The sequence below is a fragment of the Pseudomonas putida genome (genome assembly GCA_041879295.1).
GTDB classification, from domain to species: Bacteria; Pseudomonadota; Gammaproteobacteria; order Pseudomonadales; family Pseudomonadaceae; genus Aquipseudomonas; species Aquipseudomonas putida_Y.
The window spans coordinates 5574443-5601366 of record CP047152.1; the positions used below are offsets into that span (position 1 = coordinate 5574443).

The window sequence follows — 26924 nt, forward strand, 5'->3', positions numbered from 1 at the left end:
TCGATGACGTTGGGTCGTCAGCTTTTCTTGTTACTCACACCCGCCGCGCGAATGCCGCGCATTGTAGCCGCAAGGTCGCAAGCTGACATCCTCAGTGACTGTGACCGGGTCGACGTGCCGAACGGCGAATCAGGCCGATGACCGGCAGCAGCCCCACCAAGACCAAGGTCAGTGCCGGCAGCGAGGCTCGGGCCCACTCGCCCTCGCTGGTCATCTCGAACACCCGCACGGCGAGGGTGTCCCAGCCGAACGGTCGCATCAGCAAGGTGGCGGGCATTTCCTTGAGCACATCGACGAACACCAGCAGCGCGGCACTAAGGGCACCGGGTACCAGCAGCGGCAGATACACCTTGAAAAACAATCTAGCGCCGCCTACACCCAGGCTGCGCGAGGCTTCGGGGAGTGACGGGCGGATACGCTCCAGGCTGCTCTCCAGCGGCCCGTAGGCCACCGCGATGAAGCGCACCAGGTAGGCCAGCAGCAACGCCGAGAGGCTGCCTAGCAGCAGCGGCTTGCCGGCGCCGCCCATCCAGCTGGACAGCGGAATGACCAAGTGGTTGTCGAGGTAACTGAAAGCCAGCATGATCGACACCGCCAACACCGAACCGGGCAGGGCATAACCCAGATTGGCCAGGCCAACCCCGGCGCGGATACCGCCCGTCGGTGCCTGGCGCCGGGCAAAGGCCAGCAGCAACGCCACGCCTACCGTGACCAGCGCCGCCATGCTGCCCAGGTACAGGGTGTGCAGCACCAGGCCGACATAACGCTCATCCAGGTCATGCCGGCCGCGTTGCCAGAACCACGCCAGCAACTGCAGCAGCGGGATGACGAAAGCGCAGGCGAACACCAGCAGGCACCAGCCACTGGCCAGCAGCGCCTTGAGACCACGCAGTTGATAAAGCGCCTGCACGCGTGGTCGCTCGTTGCCGCTGCGGCTGGCACCCCGGGCGCGGCGCTCGCCGTACAGCACCAGCATCACCGCCAGCAACAGCAAGCTGGCCAACTGGGCCGCACTGGACAAGCTGAAGAAGCCGTACCAGGTCTTGTAGATAGCCGTGGTGAAGGTGTCGAAGTTGAATACGGCCACTGCACCGAAGTCGGCCAGGGTTTCCATCAGCGCCAGGGCGATACCGGCACCGATCGCCGGCCGCGCCATGGGCAGGGCCACCCGCCAGAACGCCTGCAGGGGTGACAACCCAAGGACCCGCGCCGCCTCCATCAGCCCCTTGCCCTGAGCCAGGAAGGCCGTGCGTGCCAACAAGTAGACATAGGGATAGAACACCAGCACCAGAACGGTGATTACCCCTGCGGTAGAACGCACCCGGGGCAGGCGCATTGGCCCGAACACCTCACGCAGGGCGCTTTGCACCGGACCGGCAAAGTCCAGCAGGCCGACGAAGACAAACGCCAGCACGTAGGCCGGGATGGCGAACGGTAACATCAGGGCCCAGTCCAGCCAGCGTCGACCAGGGAAGTCGCAAAGGCTGGTGAGCCAGGCCAGGCTGACGCCCAGCACGGTGACACCAATGCCCACACCCACCACCAGGGTCAGGGTATTGCCAAGCAGGCGGCCCATCTGGGTGTCGAGCAGGTGGGACCAGATCTGCAGGTCGATGGATTGCCAGGACAACAGCAGCACACTCAGGGGCAGCAGCACCAAGGCGGCAATCAGGGAGACCGGGAGGTACCAGCGGCGTTGAGGGGTGTGGGGCAAGGCTGAAATCTCGAGTGCGATTGCGACCGCTGCGCGGTCGTTCGCGGGTAAACCCGCTCCTACAGGGACTGCGCAACCTTCAAAGGCAGTGCAGATCCTGTAGGAGCGGGCTTGCCCGCGAAGAGGCCCTTACAGGCCCCGGAAGGATAAGGCCTGGCGCTTAGTTGTAGCCAGCACGATCCATCAAGCGGATGGCTTCAGCCTGGCGCTTGCCGGCAATTTCCACCGGAATGCTGTCGGCCTTGAAGCTGCCCCACGCCGCCACTTCCTCCGATGGTTTCACCTTCGGGTTGGCCGGGAATTCCTGGTTGATGTCGGCAAACAGCTTCTGCGCTTCTTCGCCGGTCATCCATTCAACCAGTTTCTTCGCGGCTTCCGGGTGTGGCGCGTGCTTGGTCAGGCCGATACCCGAGAGGTTCACGTGAACGCCACGGTCACCCTGGTTGGGCCAGAAGATCTTCACCGGCAGGTTCGGGTTCTGCTTGTGCAGACGGCCGTAGTAGTAGGTGTTGACCACGCCCACATCACACTGCCCGGCCTCGATGGCCTGGATCACCGCATTGTCGTCGGAGAACACATCGGTGGACAGGTTGTTGACCCAACCTTTGACGATTTGCTCGGTCTTGGCCTCACCGTGGGTTTCAATCAGGGTGGCAGTCAGCGACTGGTTGTACACCTTCTTTGCCGTGCGCAGGCACAGACGGCCTTCCCACTGTTTGTCAGCCAGGGCTTCGTAGGTGCTCAATTCTTCGGGTTTGACCCGCTCTGTGGAGTAGATGATGGTGCGGGCGCGCAGGCTCAGGCCGGTCCAGTCGTGCGACGAGGCGCGGTACTGCGACGGGATGTTCTGGTCGATGACGTCGGACTCAATCGGCTGCAGGATGCCCATCTGCTCGGCCTGCCACAGGTTGCCTGCATCGACGGTCAGCAGCAGGTCGGCCACGCCGTTGTCGCCCTCGGCCTTGATGCGCTGCATCAGCGGGGCTTCCTTGTCGGTAATGAACTTGATCTTGACGCCGGTCTTGGCGGTATAGGCATCGAACACCGGCTTGATCAGCTCGTCGATGCGCGAGGAGTACACCACAACTTCGTCCGCTGCCTGGGCAGTGCCGCCGAACAGGGTCAGGGCCAAGGCGGCCAGTAGGGGCTTGCGTGGCAACATGAAAAGCACTCCTCGGATCGTATGAGAGGTGCGAATGGTAGTGAATCCCATTTTCCGGCTCATCTACCTATCCGTTACCGGATGTTGCAAAAGGCTGCTACGCAACCCCGGCACTCTCAAGCCTTGGCCAGATCCGGCAGGTCACCACTCAAACCCATCGCCTGGCGCACAAACAGCGCCTTGGCCTCCGGCATCTGCTCCACCAGCTTCAACCCGCTGTTGCGCAACCAGCGCAACGGCAGCGGATCGGCCTGGAACAACCTCTCGAAGCCCTCCATCGCCGCCATCAACGCCAGGTTGTGCGGCATACGCCGTCGCTCGTAACGGCTCAGCACCTTCACATCCGCCAACCGCTCGCCACGCTCGCAAGCATTGACCAGTACCTCGGCCAGCACCGCAGCGTCGAGGAAGCCGAGGTTCACACCCTGCCCAGCCAGCGGGTGGATGGTGTGCGCGGCATCGCCGATCAACGCCAGGCCTTCACCCACATAGCGCTTGGCGTGGCGTTGGCGCAGCGGCACGCATACCCTTGGGTCGGCCTGCAACACTTGGCCCAGACGGCCCTCGAAGGCACGTTCCAAAGCCTGCCGGAAGGCAGCTTCATCCAGCGCCATCAGTTGCTCGGCTTGCTCCGGGGTGGTCGACCAGACGATCGAGCACCAGTCCTGCTGGCCATCGCGGGTCAACGGCAGGAAAGCCAGCGGACCTTCGTCAGTGAAGCGCTGCCAGGCCGTGGCCTGGTGCCCGGCGCTGCAACGCACGCTGGTGACAATGGCATGATGCAGGTAGTCCCATTCGCGGGTTTCGCAGCCGGCCAGACGCCGCACCGCCGAATTGGCACCGTCGGCAGCAATCACCAATGGCGCACGCAGTTGCCGGCCATCCGCCAGGGTCAGTAGCCACTCATCGCCAGAGCGGCGTAACTGCTCCAGCCGCGCATTGGCCAGCAGGCCGATGTCGCTGCCATGCAGGCGCTCCAGCAGGCCGTCCTGCACCACGCGGTTCTCGACGATATGGCCAAGCACCTGGGCATGCACACTGGCCGCCGAGAAGTGAATCTGACCGGTGCCGCTGCCATCCCACACATGCATGTCGGAGTACGGCGTGGCGCGCCGCTGGGCAATGCCGTCCCAAGCGCCAAGGCGCTCGAGGATGCGCTGGCTGGCCGCCGACAGCGCGCTGACACGCGGCTCGAACGGGGCCTGGGCATCGAAGGGTACGACCGTCAGCGGGCCACCATCGAGCAACAGGATTTGCAGGCCACTGTGGCGCAACGCCAGGGCCAGGGCGCTGCCGACCATACCGGCACCGACAATCAACAGATCTGCGCGCATTTCCATGCCTTACGCCAGCCTCGCTTGCGGCTTGAGCCGCACATATAGGGTTTTATCGACCCGCGCCACCAACTCGCCGGCGCCATCGCGGATATCGACCTGCAAACGCGGCAGGCATTTCTTGCCGGTGGCTGCCTGCTGGCGGATTTCGTCCAGCAGTGCGTCACCGACGTGAAGCTCGGCATAGACCGGGCCTTTGCCCGGCGAGATGAAGTCGATGCTGGCGGCCTTGTCCCAGACGATGTAGTCACGCCCCAACTGCTCGATCAGCAGCAGCATGTAGAACGGGTCGACCATGGCATACAGGCTGCCACCGAACTGGGTGCCGACGTAATTGCGGTTCCAGCGGGTCAGCTTCATCGCCACCTTGACGCTACGCAGGTCCGGGCTGATGTGCTGCACACGGATACCGGCACCCAGGTACGGTGGGTAGAGGTTCAGCAGCCAGCGCAGCATGCGCGCCCGGCGCGCCAGTTTACGCGGGTTGCTCATGCCTGGCCCCGCGGATCAGGACGGGTGCCCAGGCCCATGGCCTGGCGGGCGAACCAGCTTTTTGCCGGTGGCAACAGGTCGAGCCCGAGCAGGCCCAGGTTGCGCCCGGCAGTCAGCAACGGCTGATTGCTGCCGAACAGGCGGGTGACCTGGTCGGAGAAGCCGATGGTCATCGCCTGGTCCAGGCGCTGGCGCTGGTGATAGGCCTGCAGCGTGGTCAGGTCGCCAGGCTGCTGTGGACCTGCCAGCAGCGCTTCGGCCAGGGATTGCACGTCACGCAGCGACAGATTGAAACCCTGACCCGCGATGGGGTGCAGGCTGTGTGCTGCGTTGCCCAGCACCACCAGGTGCGGCCGCACCTGCTCCTGGGCCTCGATCAAGGACAGCGGGTAGAGGTGCCGTGCGCCCACCTGGCGCAGCGCGCCCAGGCGGTAGCCGAACACGCCCTGCAGTTCGCGCAGGAAGCTGCGCTCGTCGATGTCGGCCAGGCGCCGCGCATCCATGCCCTGACGGGTCCATACCAGTGCGCAGCGGTTTTCCGGCAACGGCAGCAAGGCCATGGGGCCCTCTTCGGTGAAGCGCTCGAAAGCCTGGCCGCCATGGGCCTCACCCGGGGTAATGTTGGCGATCAACGCGCTCTGCTGGTACGGCGTGTGGCGCACATGGATACCCAACTGCTCGCGCAAGCCGGAGCGGCCTCCATCGGCCAGTACCGCCAGGTCACATTCCAGTTGGGTATCGTCGTTCAGCCGCAGGCGGTAACCGCGTTCGGTGGCCTGCATCGAGGTGACTTCCGCCGGGCAGCGCCAGCTGACCACCTCGCTGTCCAGCCCTTGCCACAGGCACTGCCCGAGCCAGGCGTTTTCCACCACGTAACCCAGCGCCGGTACGCCCTCTTCCATGGCATCCAGGCGGGTGGCGCCAAAGCGACCACGGTCGGAAACGTGAATCTGCCGGATAGGCTCGGCGCGGCGGCCGATGGCCTGCCACAGGCCCAGTTGTTGATAAATCTGCTGGGTACCGAATGACAACGCCGACGAGCGTGCATCGTAACTGGGCTGGTAGCTGTCGCCGGGGGCGAACGGCTCGATCAGCAGGATCTTCCAGCCGCGCGCCTTGGCGCCGGCCTGCAGGGCCAAAGCCAGGCTTGCGCCAACCAGGCCGCCGCCAATGATCGCCAGGTTCACCCGGCTCATGCCACGGCCTTGCGGGCAGCCTGCATCAGCGCCTCGATCTCGGCGACCGTACGCGGCACGCCCGAAGTCAGGATTTCACAACCTTGCCTGGTCACTACCACGTCGTCCTCGATCCTTACCCCAATACCGCGCCACTTTTTGGCCACGGCCTGATTGTCGGCGCCAATGTAGATCCCCGGTTCCACGGTCAGCGCCATGCCGGGTTCCAGTACCCGCCACTCGCCGCCCACCTTGTACTCGCCCACGTCGTGCACATCCATGCCCAGCCAGTGCCCGGCGCGGTGCATGTAGAAGGCGCGATAGGCTTCGCTGTCGATCAGCGCCTGCACATCACCTTCGAGCAAGCCCAGCTCCACCAGGCCTGCAGTGATGACCCGCACGGTCGCCTCATGGGCGTGGTTCCAGTGCTTGCCGGGGGCTATTTCGGCAAACGCCGCCGCCTGTGCCTTTAGCACCAGCTCGTAGATGGCCTTCTGCTCGGGCGAAAACCGCCCACTGACCGGGAAGGTGCGGGTGATGTCGCTGGCATAGCAGTCGATTTCGCAGCCGGCGTCGATCAGCACCAGGTCGCCATCCTTGAGCGGCGCATCGTTCTGTTGGTAGTGCAGGATGCAGCCATTGCGCCCGGCCGCAACAATCGAGCCGTAGGCCGGCATCTTTGCCCCGCCCTTGCGGAATTCGTAATCCAGCTCGGCTTCCAGGCTGTACTCGTGCAGCCCGGCCCGGCAGGCCTGCATGGCCCGCACGTGGGCTCGCGCAGAAATATCTGCGGCAGCACGCATCACCTTCACTTCCGCCGCCGATTTATACAGGCGCATATCGTGCAACAGATGATCCAGCGCAACGAACTCGTTCGGAGGCTGGGCGCCCAGGCGTGCCTTGGAGCGGATCACGTTGATCCAATCCATCAGCCGGCGGTCGAACTCCGGGTTGCTGCCCATGGCGCTGTAGACCCGCTCGCGGCCTTCGATCAGGCCAGGCAGGATCTCGTCGATATCCGTGATGGGGAAGGCATCGTCAGCGCCGAAATCGCGCACTGCCCCTTCCTGGCCCGCCCGCAGGCCGTCCCACAGCTCGCGCTCGGGGTTGCGTTCACGGCAGAACAGCACGTACTCGCCATGCTCGCGCCCCGGAATCAAAGCAATCACCGCCTCGGGCTCCGGGAAGCCGCTGAGGTACTGGAAGTCGCTGTCCTGGCGGTACACGTGCTCGACGTCGCGGTTGCGGATGGCAACTGCGGCGGCGGGCAGAATGGCGATGCTGTTGGGGACCATCTGCGCCATCAGCGCCTTGCGCCGACGGGCATACTCGGCCTTGGGAATGTGGCTCATGGGCAGACTACCCCTGGTTGATCAGTGCAGCGAGGGCTTGGGCGCGGGTGCGGCCGGCTTGGCCAGTTCGGAGAACAGCAGCAGGGGCGCCACGCGCAGGTATTCCATGACTTCCATGTAGTCGCTCTCGCCGTCTTCGGACTCTTCGAGCGCTTCCTGGACCTGCGAAATGGCTACCAGGTCCTGCAGCACTTCCCTGGCCTCGTCGGACAAGTCCTTACCGCCAGCGTTCAGGCCGAAACCGGTCACGAAGCCTTGGCACCACTGGCCCAGCGCGGTGGCGCGGTCGCTCAGTGCAGCATCATCGGTAGGCAGCAGCAGGACGATCGCCATGTCGTCGCTGGTCAGCTCGCCCTTGACCATTTCCTGCAAACCGACCAAGGCATTGCGGACCCTGTCACCAGGCTCGGTTTCCAGCAGTTGGGCGGCATCGGCCAACCAGGCATCGGCATCGAAGCCGGCCCCGGCGCAGCTGCGGCCAATCAGCAGGCCGTGCAGTTCGGCCGGGGTGACGGGATGACCATTGCTCGAGAGCAGCATGGCGAAGGCGTTGTAGGGCGATTGAGTATTGGGCATGGGCAGCTAGGCGCCAGACGGCGCAATGTCTAGAATGAAGACCTTGTATCCTAGCATCGGCAGGCGCGCCAAGACTATCGGCACTGGCCGTTGCCGCCCAGGGAGAGGCATCATCGCCAGGGGACTCAACGACGGAGCGAATCGAGTGCAACCCACGCAAGAGAACGACCTGCAGGCACTGATGAGCCGATTCGAGTTGCTGATCGAACGCATCGAGCAACTAAAACGGCAAAATGCACTCCTAGTAGCTCAGGAAAAATCCTGGCGCGAAGAGCGCGCCCACCTCATCGAAAAGAACGAGATCGCCAAGCGCAAAGTCGAGTCGATGATTTTACGCCTCAAGGCTCTGGAGCAAGACTCATGAGTTCAAGCAATAGCGTCACTGTGCAGATCCTCGACAAGGAATACTCGATCATCTGCCCGCCGGAAGAGCGCAACAACCTGGTCAGCGCTGCGCGCTACCTGGACGGCAAAATGCGCGAAATCCGCAGCAGCGGCAAGGTGATCGGTGCCGACCGCATCGCGGTCATGGCAGCGTTGAACATTACCCACGAAATGCTGCACCGCCAGGAAGACCGCAATGATGCGCCGGTCAGCGGCACAAACCGCGAACAGGTGCGCGACCTGCTGGATCGGGTAGATAAGGCTTTGTCCGACGACACGGATACCAAAATCGGCTGAGATTGGTATACTGGCGCCACTCCCTGGGGGATGCGCCAGTCGGTTATGTCCCTGAGCCGATACGCACAACCACGGGGGTTGCACGCTGGGGCCGGTGTGCATGTCCGCCCGACGGAAAGCCTTAACGCCCCCTGCAATCTCCACCTTGAACTTTCGGGTTCAAGGGCTACACCGATAGCGGTCTTATCGGGGAGCCTGAATTCTCTTGCCCGCCCTCCCCGGCGGGCAATTCGTTTTGGCCGACTTTATTCAAGCTTTGTACGAATAGTCACCGCGCAGGCACTTTTCGTATAAAGCAGCACATCTGGGACCGCCTGTGCCATGACCGAAACCGTGCCGCTCACCCGCCCCCAGCTACGTCGCCTGCTTCGCAATGCCCGCCGCGCCCTGACCCCTGCCCAGCAACGCCAGGCTACGCTCGGCCTGTACCGCCAGTTGGCGCAACACCCCTTGTTCCGCCGCGCCCGCCACATCGCCCTGTACCTGCCCAACGACGGTGAAATCGACCCTCGCCTACTGCTACGCGAAGCACAGCGTCGCGGCAAGCGCACCTATCTGCCGGTGCTGCACGCCTGGCCGCGCACGCGCATGGTGTTCCAGCGTTTTGAGCAGGGTGAGAAGCTCAAGCCCAATCGCTTCCGTATTCCAGAGCCGATAATCGATCGCAAACGCCAACGGCCAATCTGGGCGCTGGATCTGATTCTGCTACCGCTGGTCGGTTTTGACGAAGTGGGCGGACGCCTGGGAATGGGCGGTGGCTTCTATGATCGCAGCCTGGCCTACCAGGCGCGTCGGCAAACCTGGAAAAAACCGTTGCTGCTGGGGCTGGCGCATGAATGCCAGAAGGTCGAGCGGCTGGCGCAGGCCAGTTGGGACGTACCACTGCAAGGCACGGTCTCGGACCGTGGCTGGTACCTGGCGCCACGTTGAGCGGCGCCAGCGGGGGATATCAACGTTGTGGCTGGCTGGCGTCAACCGGCATCTGATAGGCGCTGTCCAGCTTGCGCTCCCAGAACCCTTGCGCATAACCGGTAGTGACCACACCCAGGCCAAAAATGAACACCAGGATCCACAGTAGATCCGGCTTTTTACGTTGATTCATCGAAGATTGCCCCCCAGGCAAACTGTTCTGTACTCGGCGATATTCTGGGTACCGCCGGTGCACGCGCTTTAAACGGTGCGCATTTTCCGACAACATGCGTCCGCACGCAAACCTTGACGCCAACCGGCTGTCGGTTTCGTGCAACAGGTTATTTCAAACCTTTTCAGGAGCAGCATTCATGGCCTACTGGCTGATGAAATCCGAGCCCGACGAGCTCTCCATCGAAGCCCTCGCACGCTTGGGTGAAGCGCGCTGGGACGGCGTGCGCAACTATCAGGCGCGTAATTTTCTGCGGGCCATGAGCGTGGGTGACGAATTTTTCTTCTACCACTCCAGCTGCCCGCAACCCGGCATCGCCGGCATTGCCAGAATCACCCGCGCGGCCTACCCGGACCCTACCGCGCTGGACCCGGAAAGCCATTATCACGATGCCAAGGCCACGACCGACAAGAACCCGTGGAGCGCAGTGGATGTGGCCCACCTACAAACCTTCCCAAGGGTGCTGGAACTGGGGAGGCTGAAACAGCAGGCTGGGCTGGTCGAGTTGCCGCTGGTGCAAAAAGGCAGCCGCCTGTCGGTCATGCCGGTAACGCCCGAGCAATGGGCGGTGATTGTCGCGTTGCGCTGAATGCGCAGCTAAGGTCAAGGGCTTGACCAATATCAACACGCCATACATGGCCGTCAGGCATGATGGACTGTGCATGACCGCAAGGATGCAGATCGATGAACCGATACGCCCCTAGAATCTTCGCCACTGCACTGATCGCACTGCTCGTTGCAGCCGGCGGGCTGGGGTACTGGAAGTCGCTCCACGACCAGTTGCCCGAAGGCCTGAGCATGGGCAACGGCCGCCTTGAAGCCACCGAAGTGCAGATCGCCAGCAAGATCCCAGGTCGCCTGGCCGAAGTACTGGTCGATGAAGGCGACAACGTTACCCGTGGTCAGCTACTGGCACGCATCGACACCCGCACGATGGAAGCCCAGCGCAGCCAGGCCGAAGCCGAAGTGCTGCGCGCCCGGGAAAACTACGCCGCCGCCCAGGCCAGCGTGCAACTGCGCCAGAGCGAACTGCTGCTGGCCAGCCAGGAGCTCAAGCGCGTGCGCGAAATTTTCCAGCGCAAGTACGCCAGCCAGCAGTTGCTCGACCAACAGCAGGCGCGCTTTGACACGGCCAACGCAGCAGTAGTCGCCGCCCGCGCCCAACTGGCAGCGATCAAGGCTGCAATCGGTGCCGCCGAGGCGCAAGTCGCCCAACTCACCAGCGAAATCGATGACAGCAGCCTGCGTGCGCCCATCAACGGCATCATCCAGCTGCGCCTGGCCGAACCCGGTGAAGTGCTGGGTGCCGGCGGCCGGGTCTTGATGCTGATCGACCCCAGCGACCAGTACATGAACCTGTACCTGCCTGCGTCCACCAGCGGCCGACTGACCGTAGGCGATCAGGCGCGCATCGTGCTCGACGCCCTGCCCGAGCGCGCGCTGCCGGCCAAGGTGGCCTTTGTCGCAGCCAAGGCCCAGTTCACCCCCAAACAGGTGGAAACCCGCGACGAACGGCAAAAGCTGGTGTTCCGGGTCAAACTGCGCCTGAGCGACCCGGGCGCCGTGCCGCAAGCCAAGCCAGGCATGCCAGGCGCCGGCTATGTACGCACGGCTGAGGTGGACTGGCCGGCCAACCTGCAATGAACGCCCCGGCGCTGCTGGCCGAAGGCATCAGCCACCGTTACGGCGACCTCATAGCCCTGCACCCGCTAGGTTTCAGCCTGCCTGTGGGCACCCGCTGCGCGCTGATCGGCCCCGATGGGGCCGGTAAATCGACCCTGCTGGGGTTGATCGCCGGCGTAAAACGCCTGCAGCAGGGAGAGCTGCAGGTGCTGGGCGGCTCGATCCGCCAACGCCGCCATCGCACCGCGCTATACCCCAAAGTAGCGTTCATGCCGCAGGGGCTGGGCAACAACCTGTACCCGGAACTGTCGATCAGCGAGAACATCCGCTTTTTCGCCACCCTGTTCGGGCTGGGCCGCCGCGAGTGTGAGCAGCGCATGGCCAATCTGTTGCAGGCCACCGACCTGCAGCGCTTTGCCCAGCGCCCGGCCGGCAAGCTGTCGGGTGGCATGAAGCAGAAGCTGGGCCTTTGCTGCGCGCTGATCCACGAGCCAGACCTGCTGATCCTGGACGAGCCGACCACCGGCGTCGACCCACTGTCGCGGCGGCGCTTCTGGGAGCTGGTTGAGCAGGTTCGCGCACAACGCCCGCAACTGACCCTGCTGGTGGCTACCGCCTACATGGAAGAAGCCGAACAGTTCGAGCATTGCCTGATGCTCGATGGCGGCCACTTGCTGGCCGCCGGCCCTAGCCACGAACTGGCTGCAGTAACCCCCAGCGGCAAGCTGGATGACGCCTTTACCCACTACCAGGGCGCGGGCAAGGCGCAGCATCAACCACTGGCAATCCCGCCGCGCCAAGCCACGGACGGCCCGGTCGCCATCGAGGCACACGACCTGACTCTGCGCTTTGGCGACTTCACGGCGGTGAACAAGGTCAGTTTCGCCATTGGCCGAGGGGAGATCTTTGGCTTCCTGGGTTCCAACGGTTGCGGCAAGACCACCACCATGAAGGTGCTCACCGGCCTGATGCCGGCCAGCGAGGGCAGCGCTAGCCTGCTGGGTCGCCCGGTGGACGCCAGCGACCTGGCCACACGCAAGCGGGTCGGCTTCATGTCGCAGAGTTTCTCTCTGTATGGCGAGCTCAGCACCCGGCAGAACCTGGCCCTGCATGCCCGCCTGTTCGACTTGCCCAAAGCCGAGAGCGCCCAGCGCATCGATGAGCTGATCGAGCGCTTCGACCTCGCCGCTATCGCAGACCAACCATCTGGCGCCCTGCCCCTCGGTTTGCGCCAGCGTCTGTCGCTGGCAGTGGCGGTTCTGCATCGCCCGGAAGTCTTGATCCTCGACGAACCGACCTCTGGCGTCGACCCGGCCGCCCGCGACGACTTCTGGCGCCTGCTGGTAGAACTGTCGCGCGAGCAGGGCGTGACCATTTTCCTCTCCACCCACTTCATGAACGAAGCCCAGCGCTGCGATCGTATTTCGCTGATGCACGCTGGGCGGGTGCTGGCCTGCGACACACCCGATGCCCTGCAGCATCAGTACCAGGGCGCCACGCTGGAGGACGCGTTCGTTCGCTGCCTGGAGCAGGCCCAGGAGCTGGCGCCAGCCGCCACCGACAGCAGCGTGCTGGAACAGGCGTCCACCCCCACCCTGCCGCTACGCCAGGGTTTCAGCCTGCGCCGCCTGCTGGCAGTGGCCGGCCGTGAGGGCAAGGAGCTGCTGCGCGACAAGGTGCGCCTGGCCTTCGCCTTACTGGGTGCACTGTTCATGATGGTGATCTTCGGCTACGGCATTTCACTGGATGTGGAAAACCTCGCCTTCGCCGTGCACGATCAGGACCAGAGCCCGCAAAGTCGCGCCTACCTCGAAGCCTTCCGTGGCTCACGCTACTTCGCTGAACAAGCGCCAATCCGCGACAGCAGAGAGCTGCACCAACGCCTGCAACGCTCGGAAATCAAACTGGCACTGGAGATTCCGCCCGGCTTTGGCCGCGACCTGTATGCAGGGCGCCAGCCGGTGGTGGCCGCCTGGCTCGACGGTGGCATGCCGTTCCGCGCAGAAACCAGCCGCAACTACGTGGAAGCCGTGCACCAGGCCAACCTGGAGCAACTGGCACAGGCCAGCCCACAACCGCAGCCACGCCAGGACCCGGTGCGCCTGGAAACGCGTTTCCGCTACAACCAGGATGTGGTCAGCGTGAACGCCATCGGCCCTGGCGTAATGGCGCTGATATTGGCCTTCATTCCGGCCATGCTCACTGCGCTGGGCATCGTGCGCGAGAAGGAGCTCGGCTCCATCACCAACTTCTACGCCACACCCCTCACCCGCCTGGAGTTCCTGCTTGGCAAGCAGATGCCCTACCTGGCTGTGAGCCTGGTCAACCTGGCGCTGTTGGTGGCGATGAACCGCTGGCTGTTCGCCGTACCGCTCAAGGGCAGCGTACTGGCCCTGGCGTGTGGCGGCATGGCCTACCTGCTGGCAACCACCAGCCTGGGCCTGCTGATCTCGGCATTCACCCGCACCCAGATCGCCGCCATTCTCGGCACCATGATCATTACCAGCCTGCCGACCATCCAGTTTTCCGGGCTGATCGTGCCACGTTCGTCGCTAGACGGCGCGGCAGCGGTGATGGGCCAGTTGTTCCCGGCAGGCTACTTCCTCGACATCGCAGTCGGCACCTTCACCAAAGCGTTAGGCCTGCGTGAGTTGTGGCCGCAGTGCCTGATCCTGCTCAGTTTCTTTGCCGCATTCACTGGCCTGAGCCTGGCAATGCTGAAGAAACAGGAGGCCTGACATGTCGCGCCTGAACCACACCCTGCGCCTGGGCCTGAAAGAACTGACCAGCCTGCGCCATGACAGCGTCCTGCTGCTGTTCCTGCTATATGCCTTCAGCGTGGCGATCTATATGCCGGCAGCCGGCTCGGTGATCGGCGTACACAACGCCAGCGTGGCGGTGGTGGATGAAGACCATAGCCTGCTCTCGCGCAAGCTCAGCGAAGCCCTGCAACCGCCCGAGTTCCAGCCAGCCGTGCCGCTGCCTCCGCAGCGCCTGGACCAGGCCATGGACAGCGGCCAGTACACCTTCGTCATCAACATACCGGTGAACTTTCAGAGCGACCTGCTGGCCGGGCGCTCGCCGGAGCTGCAGATCAACGTCGATGCTACAGCCATGAGCCAAGCGTTCATGGGCGCCGGCTACATCGGCCGCATCTTCGAGCGCGAGCTGCTCGACTACAGCCAGCGTGGTAACGAGCAAAGCCCGGTGCTGATCAACCCCAAGGCGCTGTTCAACCCCAACCTGGAGGGGGGCTGGTTTCTGGCAGTGATCCAGATCGTCAACAACATCACCATCCTGGCGATCATCCTCACCGGCACCGCGCTGCTGCGCGAGCGTGAGCACGGCACCCTCGACCACCTGCTGGTGCTGCCGCTGACCGCGCTGGAGATCATGCTGGCCAAGATCGGCAGCAACGCGCTGGTGGTGGTGATCTGCACCTGGATTTCGTTGGTGGTAGTCGTCAAAGGTGCACTGGGCGTGCCGCTTTCTGGCTCGATGGGGCTGTTCCTGGCCGTGACCGCGCTGTACCTGTTCGCCAGTACATCGCTGGGCATTTTCCTCGCCACCCTGGCGCGCTCGACGCCGCAGTTCGGCCTGCTGGCGATCCCGGTGATCATCCCGATGCTGTTGCTGTCCGGTGGCAGCACACCACTGGACAGCATGCCGCAGTGGCTGCAGTGGGTGATGCAGGGGTCACCCTCAACGCACTTTGTCAGCCTGAGTGCCGCAATCCTGTTCCGGGATGCCGGGTGGGCGGTGGTATGGCCGGATATCCTGGCGCTGACGCTGATCGGCCTGGTGTTCTTCAGCGTGGCCCTCGCGCGGTTCCGCCGTACCCTGGCGTCTTGAAGGCATGCGCGAGCGTCCGCCGAAAGTTGGAAAACTGGCACAAAGACAAAGGGCGCCTTTCGGCGCCCTACTCACAGACAGGTCGACTTGTCATCGCCATATACCTGCCCGGCTCTGTAATTGCTGGTTGAACCAGGATCCTCAGAGTCTTACAAGCCCCTTGCGGGAACAGGCTGATTATCACGCATCGAGCGTAACATTGACAACAGACCGCTCTGTTGCTGGATGTGTGAAACCCAGCGTAAAGCCAACTGCAGCCCTCACGGCGGCGAAATGCTCTGGCCGCATTGTAAAGGTCATGTATTCCCGACCACTTCCTTGCCGCGATTTGACCCGACATCTGTCCAATCTGGAGGTAGCCACCGTGTAGATCATGTCGCACTTGGCCCAGCATGTCAGGGCCGAACCAGGCAGATAACTCGGCAGCACAACGTGATGCCCTGCCATGTGATCCGGTGCAGTGGTACTCAAAGGGACTATCGTCACTAACTGGCGATTTTGACTGTGCTTGCGAAGAACGACCACGGGACGCACCTTGATCATTTCAGGCACTTGAAAGCCTGAAAAGTCGCACATCAGTACAGTCGCCTCTTTCGGCTGGTACTTCAAAGCCATTGCCAACACTCTCGAGCAACTGAAGACAGGGCACAATCTAGCTTGGCCATGGCCCCAAAAACTGAAAACTGGCGGGCTTACAGGAAAGACAGAAGGGTCCTACACACGGGGTAAGCCTGAATTCAATCCGACTTATCAGTGATGGACCTCACACTGTTTCAGGTCACTGCACAATCAGGTTGTTGAACAGCAGGTCCTCAACGATCGGCTTGCCCTCTTCCGCCTCCAGCACCTGCTGCACCTGTTTCAGCGCCTCTTGGCGAAGATGCTCCTTGGCCTCGACGTTGCTCATGCTGTCCACCGTCTGCTGGGTGAACAATGCCACCAGCTGGTTACGGATCAGCGGTTCGTGGTGTTTCACCGTCTTGGCCGCTTCGTCACCCGTCACGCGCAGGGCCACGTCAGCCTTGTACACGCGCAGCCGCGGGCTGCCGTCGAGCGCATAGTTGCCAACAAAGGGCGGGCTCAGACTGATGTAGGCGACCTTGGGCGCCCCTTCCTTGGCTTCTTCGGCCATGGCCGCAGCCGGCAGCAGCAGCGCCAGCACCATCAAGATCCACGCTTTCACGAATTCGCTCCTCAATACAATTGGCGCCAGCTTACCCAGCACACCGCTCAAACCCAAGCCCGGGCTTATGCCGCCCCATCAGGGCGGGCCATGCTCGTTGACCCACCAAGCGGCCCTCCTACACTTATCGGCCACTACCCGCAAAGGAATAGCCCCGATGAAAGCTGTGTTGTGCAAAACCCTGGGTCCAGCGCGCAACCTGGTGCTGGAAGAGGTGGCCAGCCCACTGCCGAAGAAAAACGAGATCCTGTTGGACGTGCACGCTGCCGGGGTCAACTTCCCCGACACCCTGATCATCGAAGGCAAGTACCAGTTCCAGCCACCGCTGCCGTTCTCTCCCGGTGGAGAGGCAGCGGGCGTGGTGGCCGCCATCGGTGAAAAGGCCGGTGCGTTCAAGGTAGGCGACCGGGTCATGGCGCTCACCGGCTGGGGTGCGTTCGCCGAGCAAGTGGCGGTGCCGTTCTATAACGTTCTGCCGATCCCGGCGAGCATGGACTTCACCACCGCTGCGGCCTTCGGCATGACCTACGGCACCTCGATGCACGCCCTGCGCCAGCGTGGCCAGTTGCAGGCAGGCGAGACGCTGCTGGTACTGGGCGCTTCCGGTGGGGTCGGCCTGGCGGCGGTGGAGATCGGCAAGGCCATGGGCGCGCGGGTGATCGCGGCGGCCAGCAGCGCCGAGAAACTGGCCGTGGCCAAGGCTGCCGGGGCGGATGAACTGATCGATTACAGCCAGGCCAACCTGCGCGAAGAAATCAAACGTCTGACCGGCGGCCAAGGCGTGGACGTGATCTACGACCCGGTCGGAGGCGAGCTGTTCGAACAAGCGGTGCGCGGGTTGGCCTGGAATGGCAGGCTGCTGGTGGTGGGTTTTGCCAGCGGCAGCATTCCACAGCTGACGGCCAACCTGGTGCTGCTCAAGGGCGCGGCGGTACTGGGCGTGTTCTGGGGGGCATTTGCCCAGCGCCAGCCGGAGGACAATGCCGCCAACTTCCGCCAGCTGTTTGCCTGGCATGCCGAGGGCAAGTTGAAGCCGCTGGTGTCGCAGACTTATCCACTGGAACAAGCCGGGGCTGCTATAGAGAAGCTGGGGCAACGGCAGGCTGTGGGTAAGTTGGTGGTGCTGGCCAGGTAAGGCAGTACCGCGAATACGGTGGTGACGGCAACGGTTAACGGCGGGTGGAATTGGCCGGCAGGCCCGGCCCCTTCGCGGGTAAACCCGCTCCTACAGGCGACCGCGCAGGGTTTACCCGCGAAGAGGCCGGAGCTGGTTGTTCACACTTCGCGCAGATTATGGCAACGCCTGAATCGCGCTTCCAGATTGCGATCGGGCATCTGGTGACTGCGCAGTGCATTCAAGGTCTGCTCGACATAGTCGCGCGTGGTGCCATAACGCCCCTTGGCACTGGCCAGGATCTGGCTGAGCAAAGTATCCGGCAAGTTGCCGGCATAGCACGGCAAATGCCGCTCCAGCACAAAGCCCAAGGCCTGCACCTTGCTACCATCGCCCAGGCGACAGTGGAGCCAGTGCGGCCGGTAGGCCGGATACGGCATCTCGCGCTGCCACAGGGCCATCAGTGAGTCGTCTAGATTGCGCTCATCCAGCCGGTAGGCAAAACCGCTGCAGGAACCACCTCGGTCCAGGCCAAACACCAGGCCGGGGGTTTCCGGGGTGCCGCGATGTTCATGCGACCACAGGTACAAGCCACGGTGATAACCATGTACCCGCGCGCGCTGACGCTCCACCGAATTGCATTCCGGGCGCCAGATCAACGAGCCATAGGCAAACAGCCACACCGGCCCGCCCTGATGCCTGGACATGGTTGTCTTCATGGAGCTGAACAACTGTTCGCGAGTATGTTGCTGACCGAAATCGAGTGCTGGAGGGTATGAAACTTCCCAAGACATACTTTCAAGAGCCGACATAAGCTGCCGCCATTATTCCTGTGAACTACGGAGGTAGCGAGATTCGATTACGCTGCGGCCCGAGGCCGCTTTACCAAGGGCGCTTTACCAAGGGCGCTTGCAGTAACCATAGGCCAGAATTACAGGAATACTCAAGCCCTTGAGCACGCGTTTCATGCACGGCTCCGACGACTGGAAAGTACTGTTTCAGCAACGGTGAAAGTTATTGGCCAAGGCGGTAATAATTACCGCCTTATACCCATACTTTCAAACTTCGGTTATTAACCGCGCGGCGCGTAGGCGAACACATCGGCACGCATGCGGTGCGCATCCATACCAGCTTCGACCAGGGCGTCGAGTGTGGCGTAGATCATGTTCGGTGAGCCACTGGCATACACATGCACGCTATTGAGGTCGGCAATGTCTTCGCATACCGCTTCATGCAGCATGCCGCAGCGGCCTTCCCAGCCGCACAGGTCGCTGACCACTTGATGCAGGAACAGGTTGGGCAGGCGCAGCCATTCGTCCCAGTGCTCGATCTGGTAGAAGTCCTCAGGCCGGCGCACTCCCCAGTACAGGTGCACCGGGTGCTTGAAGCCCTGGGCCCGGCAGTGCTCAACCAGGCTGTGCATCTGGCCCATGCCGGTGCCGGCGGCAATCAGCACCAGCGGCCCGTCTGGCAGCTCGGCCAGGTGGGTGTCGCCAAACGGCATTTCGATGCGCGCCAGGCCATCTCGCCTGAGCTGGTCGATCAGTTGCACCGCACTGGGTTCACGCGCCAGCACATGCAGCTCCAGCTCGCGCCCGGCATGTGGCGCGGACGCCAGCGAGAAGGCCGCCTGCTTGCCGCCCTCACGTTCGATCATCAGGTATTGCCCTGCGTGGTAGCGCAGTGGCTTGCCGGCAGGCGCACGCAGGCGCACCCGCCAGACGTCGCCACCGACGTCGACGCACTCACTGACGCTGCACGCCAGCTTGCGCACTGGCAGCTCGCCCAAGGCAAGCACACCGTCCCAGAGCAACACGCAGTCCTCCAGCGGTTCGGCAATGCAGGTGAACAACTCGCCATGGTCGCGGACTTCGCCATCCTGGCGAACCCGTCCTTCAACCAACAACGCGGCGCAAACATGGCAATTGCCATTGCGGCAGCTGTTTGGGCAGTCATAGCCCAGCCGCCGTGCTCCATCCAGGATCCGTTCCCCGGGTTCAAGCGCCAGCACCGCCCCGGACGGCTGCAACGTTACCTGCATCAATCTATTCCCAACTGATCCCACAGCTCATCGATACGGCGGGTGACGGCCTCATCCTTGACGATGACCCGGCCCCATTCGCGTGTAGTCTCGCCCGGCCACTTGTGAGTAGCGTCCAGGCCCATCTTCGAACCCAGCCCCGACACCGGAGACGCAAAGTCCAGGTAGTCGATCGGGGTGTTGTCAATCATTACCGTATCACGCTTGGGGTCCATACGCGTGGTAATGGCCCAGATCACATCGTTCCAGTCACGAGCGTTGATATCGTCATCGGTGACAATAACGAACTTGGTGTACATGAACTGTCGCAGGAACGACCACACACCCAGCATTACGCGCTTGGCGTGGCCTGGGTACTGCTTCTTCATGGTCACCACCGCCATGCGGTACGAGCAGCCTTCCGGCGGCAGGTAGAAGTCGGTGATTTCCGGGAACTGCTTCTGCAGGATCGGCACGAACACTTCGTTCAGCGCCACGCCGAGAATGGCCGGCTCATCTGGCGGCCTGCCGGTGTAGGTGCTGTGGTAGATCGGTTTTTGCCGGTGGGTGATGCGCTCGACGGTGAACACCGGGAAACTGTCCACTTCGTTGTAGTAGCCCGTGTGATCGCCGTAAGGGCCTTCCGGGGCCATTTCGCCCGGGTGGATCACCCCTTCCAGAATGATCTCGGCGGTTGCCGGTACCTGCAGGTTGCTGCCGCGGCACTTGACCAGCTCGGTGCGATTGCCTCGTAGCAGGCCGGCGAAGGCGTACTCGGAGAGGGTGTCCGGTACCGGGGTCACGGCGCCGAGAATGGTCGCAGGGTCAGCGCCCAGCGCCACGGCGACCGGAAACGGCTGGCCGGGGTTCTTCTCGCACCACTCTCGGTAGTCGAGGGCGCCGCCACGGTGGCTGAGCCAGCGCATGATCACCTTGTTGCGGCCGATCACCTGCTGGCGGTAGATGCCCAGGTTCTGGCGGTCCTTGTTCGGGCCACGGGTAACGGTGAGGCCCCAGGTAATCAGCGGCGCCACGTCGCCAGGCCAGCAGTGCTGAATCGGCAGGGCGCCGAGGTCGACATCATCCCCCTCGACCACCACTTCCTGGCACACCGCGTCCTTGACCACTTTTGGCGCCATCGACACGACCTTCTTGAAGATCGGCAGCTTCGACCAGGCGTCCTTCAGGCCCTTGGGCGGCTCGGGCTCTTTGAGGAAGGCCAGCAGCTTGCCGATTTCCCGCAATTCGCTGACCGACTCGGCGCCCATGCCCATGGCCACCCGCTCCGGGGTACCGAACAGGTTGCCCAGCACGGGAATGTCGAAGCCGGTGGGTTTTTCGAACAGCAATGCCGGGCCCTTGGCGCGCAGGGTGCGGTCGCAGACCTCGGTCATTTCCAGGACGGGGGAGATCGGTACCTGGATGCGCTTGAGTTCGCCGCGCTGTTCCAGGCCACGGATGAAGTCGCGCAAGTCGCGATACTGCATGCAGGAGCCTCGTGTTGGCCGTATCGGTCGGGGTGCAGAGTGTAGCGCCGTTCGAGGCCTGTTTGGGGGCAAAAATGCACTGGGGCCGCCTTGCGCCCCTTCGCGGGCACGCCCGCCCCCACAAGGATTGTATTTAACCTGTGGGAGCGGGCGTGCCCGCGAAGAGCCGCAAGGCGGCCCCAATTACTGCCTGATCGGGAAGCTTACTTGCGCTTCATCGACAGGAAGAACTCATCGTTGGTCTTGGTCTGCTTGAGCTTGTCGACCAGGAACTCGATGGCGGCGATTTCGTCCATCGGGTGCAGCAGCTTGCGCAGAATCCACATACGCTGCAGTTCGTCGTCAGCGGTCAGCAACTCTTCGCGGCGGGTGCCGGAACGGTTGATGTTGATGGCCGGGAACACACGTTTCTCGGCGATGCGGCGGTCCAGCGGCAGCTCCATGTTGCCGGTGCCCTTGAACTCTTCGTAGATCACTTCGTCCATCTTCGAGCCGGTTTCAACCAGCGCAGTGGCGATAATGGTCAGCGAGCCGCCCTCCTCGATGTTCCGCGCAGCACCGAAGAAGCGCTTGGGCTTCTCGAGGGCGTGAGCGTCGACACCACCGGTCAGCACCTTGCCGGAGCTCGGGATCACGGTGTTGTAGGCACGTGCCAGTCGAGTGATCGAGTCCAGCAAGATAACCACGTCTTTCTTGTGCTCGACCAGGCGCTTGGCCTTCTCGATCACCATTTCGGCAACCTGCACGTGGCGGGTTGGTGGCTCGTCGAAGGTGGAAGCGACCACTTCGCCACGCACGGTGCGCTGCATTTCGGTCACTTCTTCCGGGCGCTCGTCGATCAGCAGGACGATCAGGTGGCACTCGGGGTTGTTGCGGGTGATGTTGGCCGCAATGTTCTGCAGCATGATCGTCTTACCGGCTTTCGGCGGGGCAACGATCAGGCCGCGCTGGCCTTTGCCGATCGGGGCGCACAGGTCGATGACGCGACCGGTCAAGTCCTCGGTGGAGCCGTTACCGGCCTCCATCTTCAGGCGCTTGTTCGGGAACAGCGGCGTCAGGTTTTCGAACAGGATCTTGTTCTTCGCGTTTTCCGGGCGGTCGAAGTTGATGGTATCGACCTTCAGCAGGGCGAAGTAACGCTCCCCTTCCTTCGGTGGGCGGATCTTGCCGACGATGGTGTCGCCGGTACGCAGGTTGAAACGGCGGATCTGGCTGGGCGATACATAGATATCGTCTGGGCCGGCCAGGTAGGACGCATCAGCCGAACGCAGGAAACCGAAACCATCCTGGAGAATCTCCAGCACGCCGTCACCCGAGATCTCTTCGCCGCTTTTCGCATGCTTCTTCAGCAGGGCGAAAATCACGTCCTGTTTGCGCGAACGGGCCATGTTTTCGATGCCCATCTGTTCGGCCATTTCCAAAAGATCGGTAATCGGCTTTTGCTTGAGTTCAGTCAGGTTCATAAGGGGAATGACGTAATCATGTAAGAAGGGAGAATTAAGCTTCTGGCTTAATGAGGCCGCGCCGCTGGATGGCGACAGGATCGCGTACTGATTCGAATTAGGGATGCTTCGGCGACGGCATGTAGAGGGCACTGGAAAAGCAGTGCGAGGCCGAATGTAACACTTGCTTTTTTCTGCGTCTAGTGCTCAGGAAAAGAAAAGCCCCGCATTTGCGGGGCCTTCTGACATCACAGGTGGGCGTCGAGGAATGCGGCCAGCTGCGATTTGGACAGCGCACCAACCTTGGTGGCTTCGACGTTGCCGTTCTTGAACAGCATCAGCGTCGGGATACCACGCACACCGTGCTTGGCCGGGGTTTCCTGGTTCTCGTCGATGTTCAGCTTGGCGACGGTCAGTTTGCCCGCGTAGGTGGAAGCGATGTCGTCCAGAACCGGAGCGATCATCTTGCATGGACCGCACCATTCAGCCCAGTAGTCGACCAGTACCGCGCCTTCGGCCTTCAGGACATCGGCTTCGAAGGAGGCGTCGGTGACATGTTTGATCAGATCGCTGCTCATGGATATCTCCAGGGTCGTAAGCAAAAAACGTGGCCCATGATAGCCGCACCCACGCCGGACAGGAAGCCACGGACGATTGAGTGTAACTATAGTTGCGCAAGACGCCGCGAATCGAAACTGTCATATGACCGTCATAGAATCGAATGGCACATTGCCTTGTATCAAGACCAGCACAACGGCGGAGTGCCACGCGTTGGCGATAGCCTGCTATCGTGGCACGATTGCCAGGTTAACGACCGAGAACAACCAGATCATGCCGCATACCATCGCGAAGAACCTGTCCCTGATCGCCGCCATCGACCTTGGCTCCAACAGTTTTCACATGGTCGTGGCCAAGGCCCACCATACCGAAATCCGCATCCTTGAGCGGCTCGGCGAGAAGGTTCAGCTGGCCGCCGGCATCAACGAAGAACGCATGCTCAGTGAAGAGGCAATGGAAAGAGGCCTGGATTGCCTCAAGCGCTTTTCCCAGCTGATCAACGGCATGCCAGCAGGCTCCGTGCGTATCGTCGGTACCAACGCCTTGCGCGAAGCGCGCAACCGTAACGAATTCATCCAGCGCGCCGAAGCCATCCTCGGCCACCCGGTGGAGGTCATCTCCGGCCGTGAAGAGGCGCGCCTGATCTACCTGGGCGTGTCGCACACCCTGGCCGACACCCCCGGCAAGCGCCTGGTCGCCGACATCGGCGGCGGCAGCACCGAGTTCATCATTGGCCAGCGCTTCGAGCCGCTGCTGCGCGAAAGCCTGCAGATGGGTTGCGTCAGCTTTACCCAGCGCTACTTCCGCGACGGCAAGATCACCCCGGCCCGCTATGCCCAGGCCTACACCGCCGCGCGCCTGGAACTGATGAGCATCGAAAATGCCCTGCACCGCCTGACCTGGGATGAGGCGATCGGCTCATCCGGCACCATTCGCGCCATCGGCGCCGCCATCAAGGCCGGCGGCCTGGGCAATGGCGAGGTCAACGCCGAAGGCCTGGCCTGGGTCAAACGCAAGCTGTTCAAGCTGGGCGAGGTCGACAAGATCGACTTCGACGGCGTCAAGCCAGACCGCCGCACCATCTTCCCGGCTGGCCTGGCAATTCTCGAAGCGATCTTCGATGCCCTTGAACTGAACCGCATGGACCATTGCGACGGCGCCCTGCGCGAAGGCGTGCTGTTCGATCTGCTCGGCCGCCACCATCACGAAGACGTGCGCGAACGCACCCTGAACTCGCTGATGGAGCGCTATCACGTGGACCAGGGCCAGGCTGCGCGCGTCGAGCGCAAGGCGTTGCACGCATTCGACCAGGTGGCCGACGCCTGGGATCTGAAAGAAGGAAACTGGCGGGATCTACTGGGCTGGGCCGCGAAAGTGCACGAAATCGGGCTGGACATCGCCCATTATCACTACCACAAGCACGGTGCCTATCTGATCGAGCACTCGGACCTGTCGGGCTTTTCCCGGGAAGATCAGCAGATGATGGCCCTGCTGGTGCGCGGCCACCGCCGCAACATCCCCAAGGACCGTTACGCCGAACTGGGCGATGAAGGGGTCAAGCTGCTGCGCCTGTGCGTGCTACTGCGCTTTGCCATCCTGTTCCACCACATCCGCGGCACCCAGCAAATGCCAAAGGTAGAACTGCACGGCGGGGACAACAGCCTGGATGTAGCTTTCCCTGAAGGTTGGCTGGAGCAGAATCAGCTGACCCAGGCCGACTTCGCCAACGAGGCGGAGTGGCTGGCCCGGGTCGGCTTCGTCCTCAGCGTACGTTGAAGACCGGGTTGCTCAGGCGCTCCAGCAGGGTCGCCTGAACGCTGCGCGGGTTCTGGTTGCCGGTCGGGGTACTGCGCACGTAGCGCCCGTCTGGCTGCAAGGTCCAGGCGTGGGTATTGTCGGTCAGGTAGCCTTCCAGCTCCTTCTTCACCCGCAGCAACAGTTTCTTGCCTTCCACCGGGAAGCAGGTCTCGACACGCTTGTCGAGGTTGCGCTCCATCCAGTCGGCGCTGGACAGGTAGATCTGCTCTTCGCCGCCATTGAGGAAGTAGAACACCCGCGTGTGCTCGAGGAAGCGGCCAATGATCGAGCGCACCTGGATGTTGTGCGAAACCCCCGGAATGCCCGGGCGTAGGCAACACATGCCACGCACCACCAAGTCGATTTTCACGCCCGACTGGCTGGCCTTGTACAGCGCCTTGATGACTTTGGCGTCGGTCAGCGAGTTGAACTTGGCGATGATGTGCGCCGGCTTGCCTTCGAGGGCAAACTGGGTTTCCCGCGCGATCATGTCGAGCATGCCCTTTTTCAGGGTGAACGGCGCATGCAGCAGCTTCTTCATGCGCAAGGTCTTGCCCATGCCGATCAACTGGCTGAACAACTTGCCGACGTCCTCGGTGAGCGCATCGTCAGAGGTCAGCAGGCTGTAGTCGGTGTACAGGCGGGCGTTGCCGGCGTGATAGTTACCGGTACCCAGATGCGCATAACGCACGATCTCGCCCTGCTCGCGGCGCAGAATCAGCATCATCTTGGCGTGGGTCTTGAACCCGACCACACCGTAGATCACTACCGCACCGGCCGCTTGCAGGCGGCTGGCCATCTGCAGGTTGGACTCTTCGTCAAAGCGGGCGCGCAACTCGATCACCGCAGTGACCTCCTTGCCGTTACGGGCTGCGTCCACCAGGGCGTCGACGATTTCCGAGTTAGCCCCCGAGCGGTACAGGGTCTGGCGCACGGCGAGCACATGCGGGTCCTTGGCGGCCTGGCGCAGCAGGTCGACCACTGGTGTGAAGGACTCGAACGGGTGCATCAGCAGGATGTCCTGCTTGCTGATCACACTGAATATGTTGTCGGCGTTCGCCAGCAGCTTGGGGATCGCTGGGGTGAACGGTGTGTATTGCAGCTCCGGGTGGCTGTCCAGGCCGGTGATGCTGAACAGGCGGGTGAGGTTGACCGGGCCGTTGACCTGGTACAGCTCGCTTTCGCTGAGGCTGAACTGCTTCAACAGGTAGTCCGACAGGTGTTTCGGGCAGGTATCGGCCACTTCCAGGCGCACGGCGTCACCATAGCGGCGCGAGAACAGCTCACCGCGCAGCGCGCGAGCCAGGTCGTCAACCTCTTCAGAGTCCAGCGCCAGGTCGGCGTTACGCGTCAGACGGAACTGGTAGCAGCCCTTCACCTTCATGCCCTGGAACAGATCGTCGGCGTGCGCGTGGATCATCGACGACAGGAACACGTAGTTCGCGCCCGGGCCGCCCACCTCTTCCGGCACGCGAATAACCCGCGGCAGCAAGCGTGGTGCCGGAATGATCGCCAGACCCGAGTCGCGACCAAACGCGTCCACCCCCTCGAGCTCGACTATGAAGTTGAGGCTCTTGTTCACCAGCAGCGGGAACGGGTGAGTCGGGTCGAGGCCAATCGGGGTAATGATCGGGGCAATTTCGTCGCGGAAGTACCGGCGCACCCAGGTTTTGAGCTTGGGTGTCCAGTGACGACGGCGGATAAAGCGGATCTGATGCTTTTCCAGCTCAGGCAGCAGCACGTCGTTGAGGATCGCGTACTGACGCTCCACCTCAATGTGCACCAGCTCACTGATGCGCGCCAGCGCCTGGTGCGGCTGCAGGCCATCGGCACCGGCCTGCTCACGGGCGAAGTTAATCTGTTTCTTCAGACCGGCGACACGAATCTCGAAGAACTCGTCGAGGTTGCTGGAGAAGATCAACAGGAACTTGAGGCGTTCCAGCAGCGGGTAGCTCTCGTCCAGTGCCTGCTCCAGCACCCGGATATTGAACTGCAGTTGCGAGAGTTCGCGATGAATATACAGGCTGCTGTCGTCCAGGCCAGGGACGGTGATTGCAGGGGACGGCGCGGGCGCCGGAGCCACAGGCTCGACCACCTGCTCCGCTACAGGCTCGGCCGCCGGAGGCAGGTCGGGCGGGGTCTGCACCATCTCTTCTGGGAGCTCCTGAGCATCCTTGATCGCGACAGGGCTTAGCACTTCATTATTCATCTGGCGTTCCTG

Annotated in this window: 24 protein-coding genes and 1 other RNA gene; 10 read left to right on the forward strand and 15 right to left on the reverse strand. The window is 62.7% G+C overall.

The features are described 5' to 3' along the window. Positions 1-91 precede the first annotated feature (91 nt). From GST84_25350 to GST84_25380, 7 genes are all read right to left on the reverse strand, one after another. Positions 92-1714: an ABC transporter permease subunit gene (locus GST84_25350; protein XGB15497.1), complete on the reverse strand. Its 1623-nt coding sequence runs from the start codon at positions 1712-1714 to the stop codon at positions 92-94. 160 nt (positions 1715-1874) lie between these two features. Continuing rightward, positions 1875-2876, reverse strand: coding sequence for an extracellular solute-binding protein (locus tag GST84_25355; GenBank protein XGB15498.1), 1002 nt, complete (start codon positions 2874-2876; stop codon positions 1875-1877). Between the two features lie 116 nt (positions 2877-2992). Further along, entirely contained in the window at positions 2993-4216 is a 1224-nt protein-coding gene (locus tag GST84_25360; GenBank protein XGB15499.1) for a 2-octaprenyl-3-methyl-6-methoxy-1,4-benzoquinol hydroxylase, read from the reverse strand. Between the two features lie 3 nt (positions 4217-4219). After that, on the reverse strand, positions 4220-4702 hold the full coding sequence (locus tag GST84_25365; protein ID XGB15500.1) for a DUF4442 domain-containing protein: 483 nt from the start codon (positions 4700-4702) through the stop codon (positions 4220-4222). Then, on the reverse strand, positions 4699-5898 hold the full coding sequence (ubiH, locus tag GST84_25370) for a 2-octaprenyl-6-methoxyphenyl hydroxylase (protein ID XGB15501.1): 1200 nt from the start codon (positions 5896-5898) through the stop codon (positions 4699-4701). Before ubiH ends, GST84_25365 begins: the two co-directional genes overlap by 4 nt. Further along, the gene (gene pepP / locus GST84_25375) at positions 5895-7229 is read right to left on the reverse strand and encodes a Xaa-Pro aminopeptidase (protein ID XGB15502.1); all 1335 of its coding nucleotides are present in this window, start codon (positions 7227-7229) and stop codon (positions 5895-5897) included. Before pepP ends, ubiH begins: the two co-directional genes overlap by 4 nt. Positions 7230-7250: 21 nt before the next feature. Beyond that, positions 7251-7805 carry a UPF0149 family protein gene (locus tag GST84_25380; GenBank protein XGB15503.1) on the reverse strand — a complete coding sequence of 185 codons (555 nt, stop codon included), beginning with the start codon at positions 7803-7805 and terminating at the stop codon, positions 7251-7253. Positions 7806-7986: 181 nt separating this feature from the next. Here GST84_25380 and GST84_25385 point away from each other — a divergent pair, with 181 nt between their 5' ends. From GST84_25385 to GST84_25420, 8 genes are all read left to right on the forward strand, one after another. Further along, positions 7987-8169, forward strand: a complete 183-nt coding sequence (locus GST84_25385; protein XGB15839.1) for a TIGR02449 family protein — start codon at positions 7987-7989, stop codon at positions 8167-8169. Next, a complete protein-coding gene (gene zapA / locus GST84_25390; GenBank protein ID XGB15504.1) occupies positions 8166-8486 on the forward strand; it encodes a cell division protein ZapA in 321 nt (106 codons plus the stop codon). Before GST84_25385 ends, zapA begins: the two co-directional genes overlap by 4 nt. A gap of 17 nt (positions 8487-8503) precedes the next feature. Continuing rightward, a non-coding RNA gene (ssrS, locus tag GST84_25395) (6S RNA) lies at positions 8504-8683 on the forward strand. Positions 8684-8807: 124 nt separating this feature from the next. Continuing rightward, positions 8808-9416, forward strand: coding sequence for a 5-formyltetrahydrofolate cyclo-ligase (locus tag GST84_25400; protein ID XGB15505.1), 609 nt, complete (start codon positions 8808-8810; stop codon positions 9414-9416). A gap of 350 nt (positions 9417-9766) precedes the next feature. After that, the gene (locus GST84_25405) at positions 9767-10216 is read left to right on the forward strand and encodes an EVE domain-containing protein (GenBank protein XGB15506.1); all 450 of its coding nucleotides are present in this window, start codon (positions 9767-9769) and stop codon (positions 10214-10216) included. Between the two features lie 95 nt (positions 10217-10311). Continuing rightward, on the forward strand, positions 10312-11271 hold the full coding sequence (locus tag GST84_25410) for an HlyD family efflux transporter periplasmic adaptor subunit (GenBank protein ID XGB15507.1): 960 nt from the start codon (positions 10312-10314) through the stop codon (positions 11269-11271). Continuing rightward, positions 11268-13988 (forward strand): ribosome-associated ATPase/putative transporter RbbA, encoded by a 2721-nt coding sequence (locus tag GST84_25415; GenBank protein ID XGB15508.1) that lies wholly within the window; start codon positions 11268-11270, stop codon positions 13986-13988. The genes GST84_25410 and GST84_25415 overlap by 4 nt, the downstream gene beginning before the upstream one ends. Before the next feature lies 1 nt (position 13989). After that, positions 13990-15102, forward strand: coding sequence for an ABC transporter permease (locus tag GST84_25420; GenBank protein XGB15509.1), 1113 nt, complete (start codon positions 13990-13992; stop codon positions 15100-15102). Between the two features lie 180 nt (positions 15103-15282). On the opposite strand, the gene GST84_25425 is transcribed toward GST84_25420, so the two are convergent. Beyond that, positions 15283-15726, reverse strand: coding sequence for a hypothetical protein (locus GST84_25425; GenBank protein ID XGB15510.1), 444 nt, complete (start codon positions 15724-15726; stop codon positions 15283-15285). Between the two features lie 154 nt (positions 15727-15880). Beyond that, entirely contained in the window at positions 15881-16285 is a 405-nt protein-coding gene (gene fliL / locus GST84_25430) for a flagellar basal body-associated protein FliL (GenBank protein XGB15511.1), read from the reverse strand. A gap of 157 nt (positions 16286-16442) precedes the next feature. Here fliL and GST84_25435 point away from each other — a divergent pair, with 157 nt between their 5' ends. Next, entirely contained in the window at positions 16443-17420 is a 978-nt protein-coding gene (locus GST84_25435; protein ID XGB15512.1) for a zinc-binding dehydrogenase, read from the forward strand. A 140-nt stretch (positions 17421-17560) separates the two neighbouring features. On the opposite strand, the gene GST84_25440 is transcribed toward GST84_25435, so the two are convergent. From GST84_25440 to trxA, 5 genes are all read right to left on the reverse strand, one after another. After that, positions 17561-18211, reverse strand: a complete 651-nt coding sequence (locus tag GST84_25440; protein XGB15513.1) for a gamma-glutamylcyclotransferase — start codon at positions 18209-18211, stop codon at positions 17561-17563. 260 nt (positions 18212-18471) lie between these two features. Continuing rightward, entirely contained in the window at positions 18472-19440 is a 969-nt protein-coding gene (locus GST84_25445; GenBank protein XGB15514.1) for a 2Fe-2S iron-sulfur cluster binding domain-containing protein, read from the reverse strand. Next, positions 19440-20906, reverse strand: coding sequence for a 4-hydroxy-3-polyprenylbenzoate decarboxylase (gene ubiD / locus GST84_25450; protein ID XGB15515.1), 1467 nt, complete (start codon positions 20904-20906; stop codon positions 19440-19442). The genes GST84_25445 and ubiD overlap by 1 nt, the downstream gene beginning before the upstream one ends. A 203-nt stretch (positions 20907-21109) precedes the next feature. Continuing rightward, positions 21110-22369: a transcription termination factor Rho gene (rho, locus tag GST84_25455; GenBank protein XGB15516.1), complete on the reverse strand. Its 1260-nt coding sequence runs from the start codon at positions 22367-22369 to the stop codon at positions 21110-21112. A gap of 227 nt (positions 22370-22596) precedes the next feature. Continuing rightward, positions 22597-22926: a thioredoxin TrxA gene (gene trxA / locus GST84_25460; protein XGB15517.1), complete on the reverse strand. Its 330-nt coding sequence runs from the start codon at positions 22924-22926 to the stop codon at positions 22597-22599. Positions 22927-23179: 253 nt separating this feature from the next. On the opposite strand from trxA, the gene ppx reads away from it, so the two are divergent. Further along, a complete protein-coding gene (ppx, locus tag GST84_25465) occupies positions 23180-24682 on the forward strand; it encodes an exopolyphosphatase (protein XGB15518.1) in 1503 nt (500 codons plus the stop codon). Here the strand turns inward: ppx and ppk1 are convergent. Then, positions 24669-26912 carry a polyphosphate kinase 1 gene (gene ppk1, locus GST84_25470; protein XGB15519.1) on the reverse strand — a complete coding sequence of 748 codons (2244 nt, stop codon included), beginning with the start codon at positions 26910-26912 and terminating at the stop codon, positions 24669-24671. The genes ppx and ppk1 overlap by 14 nt on opposite strands. Positions 26913-26924: the final 12 nt, after the last annotated feature.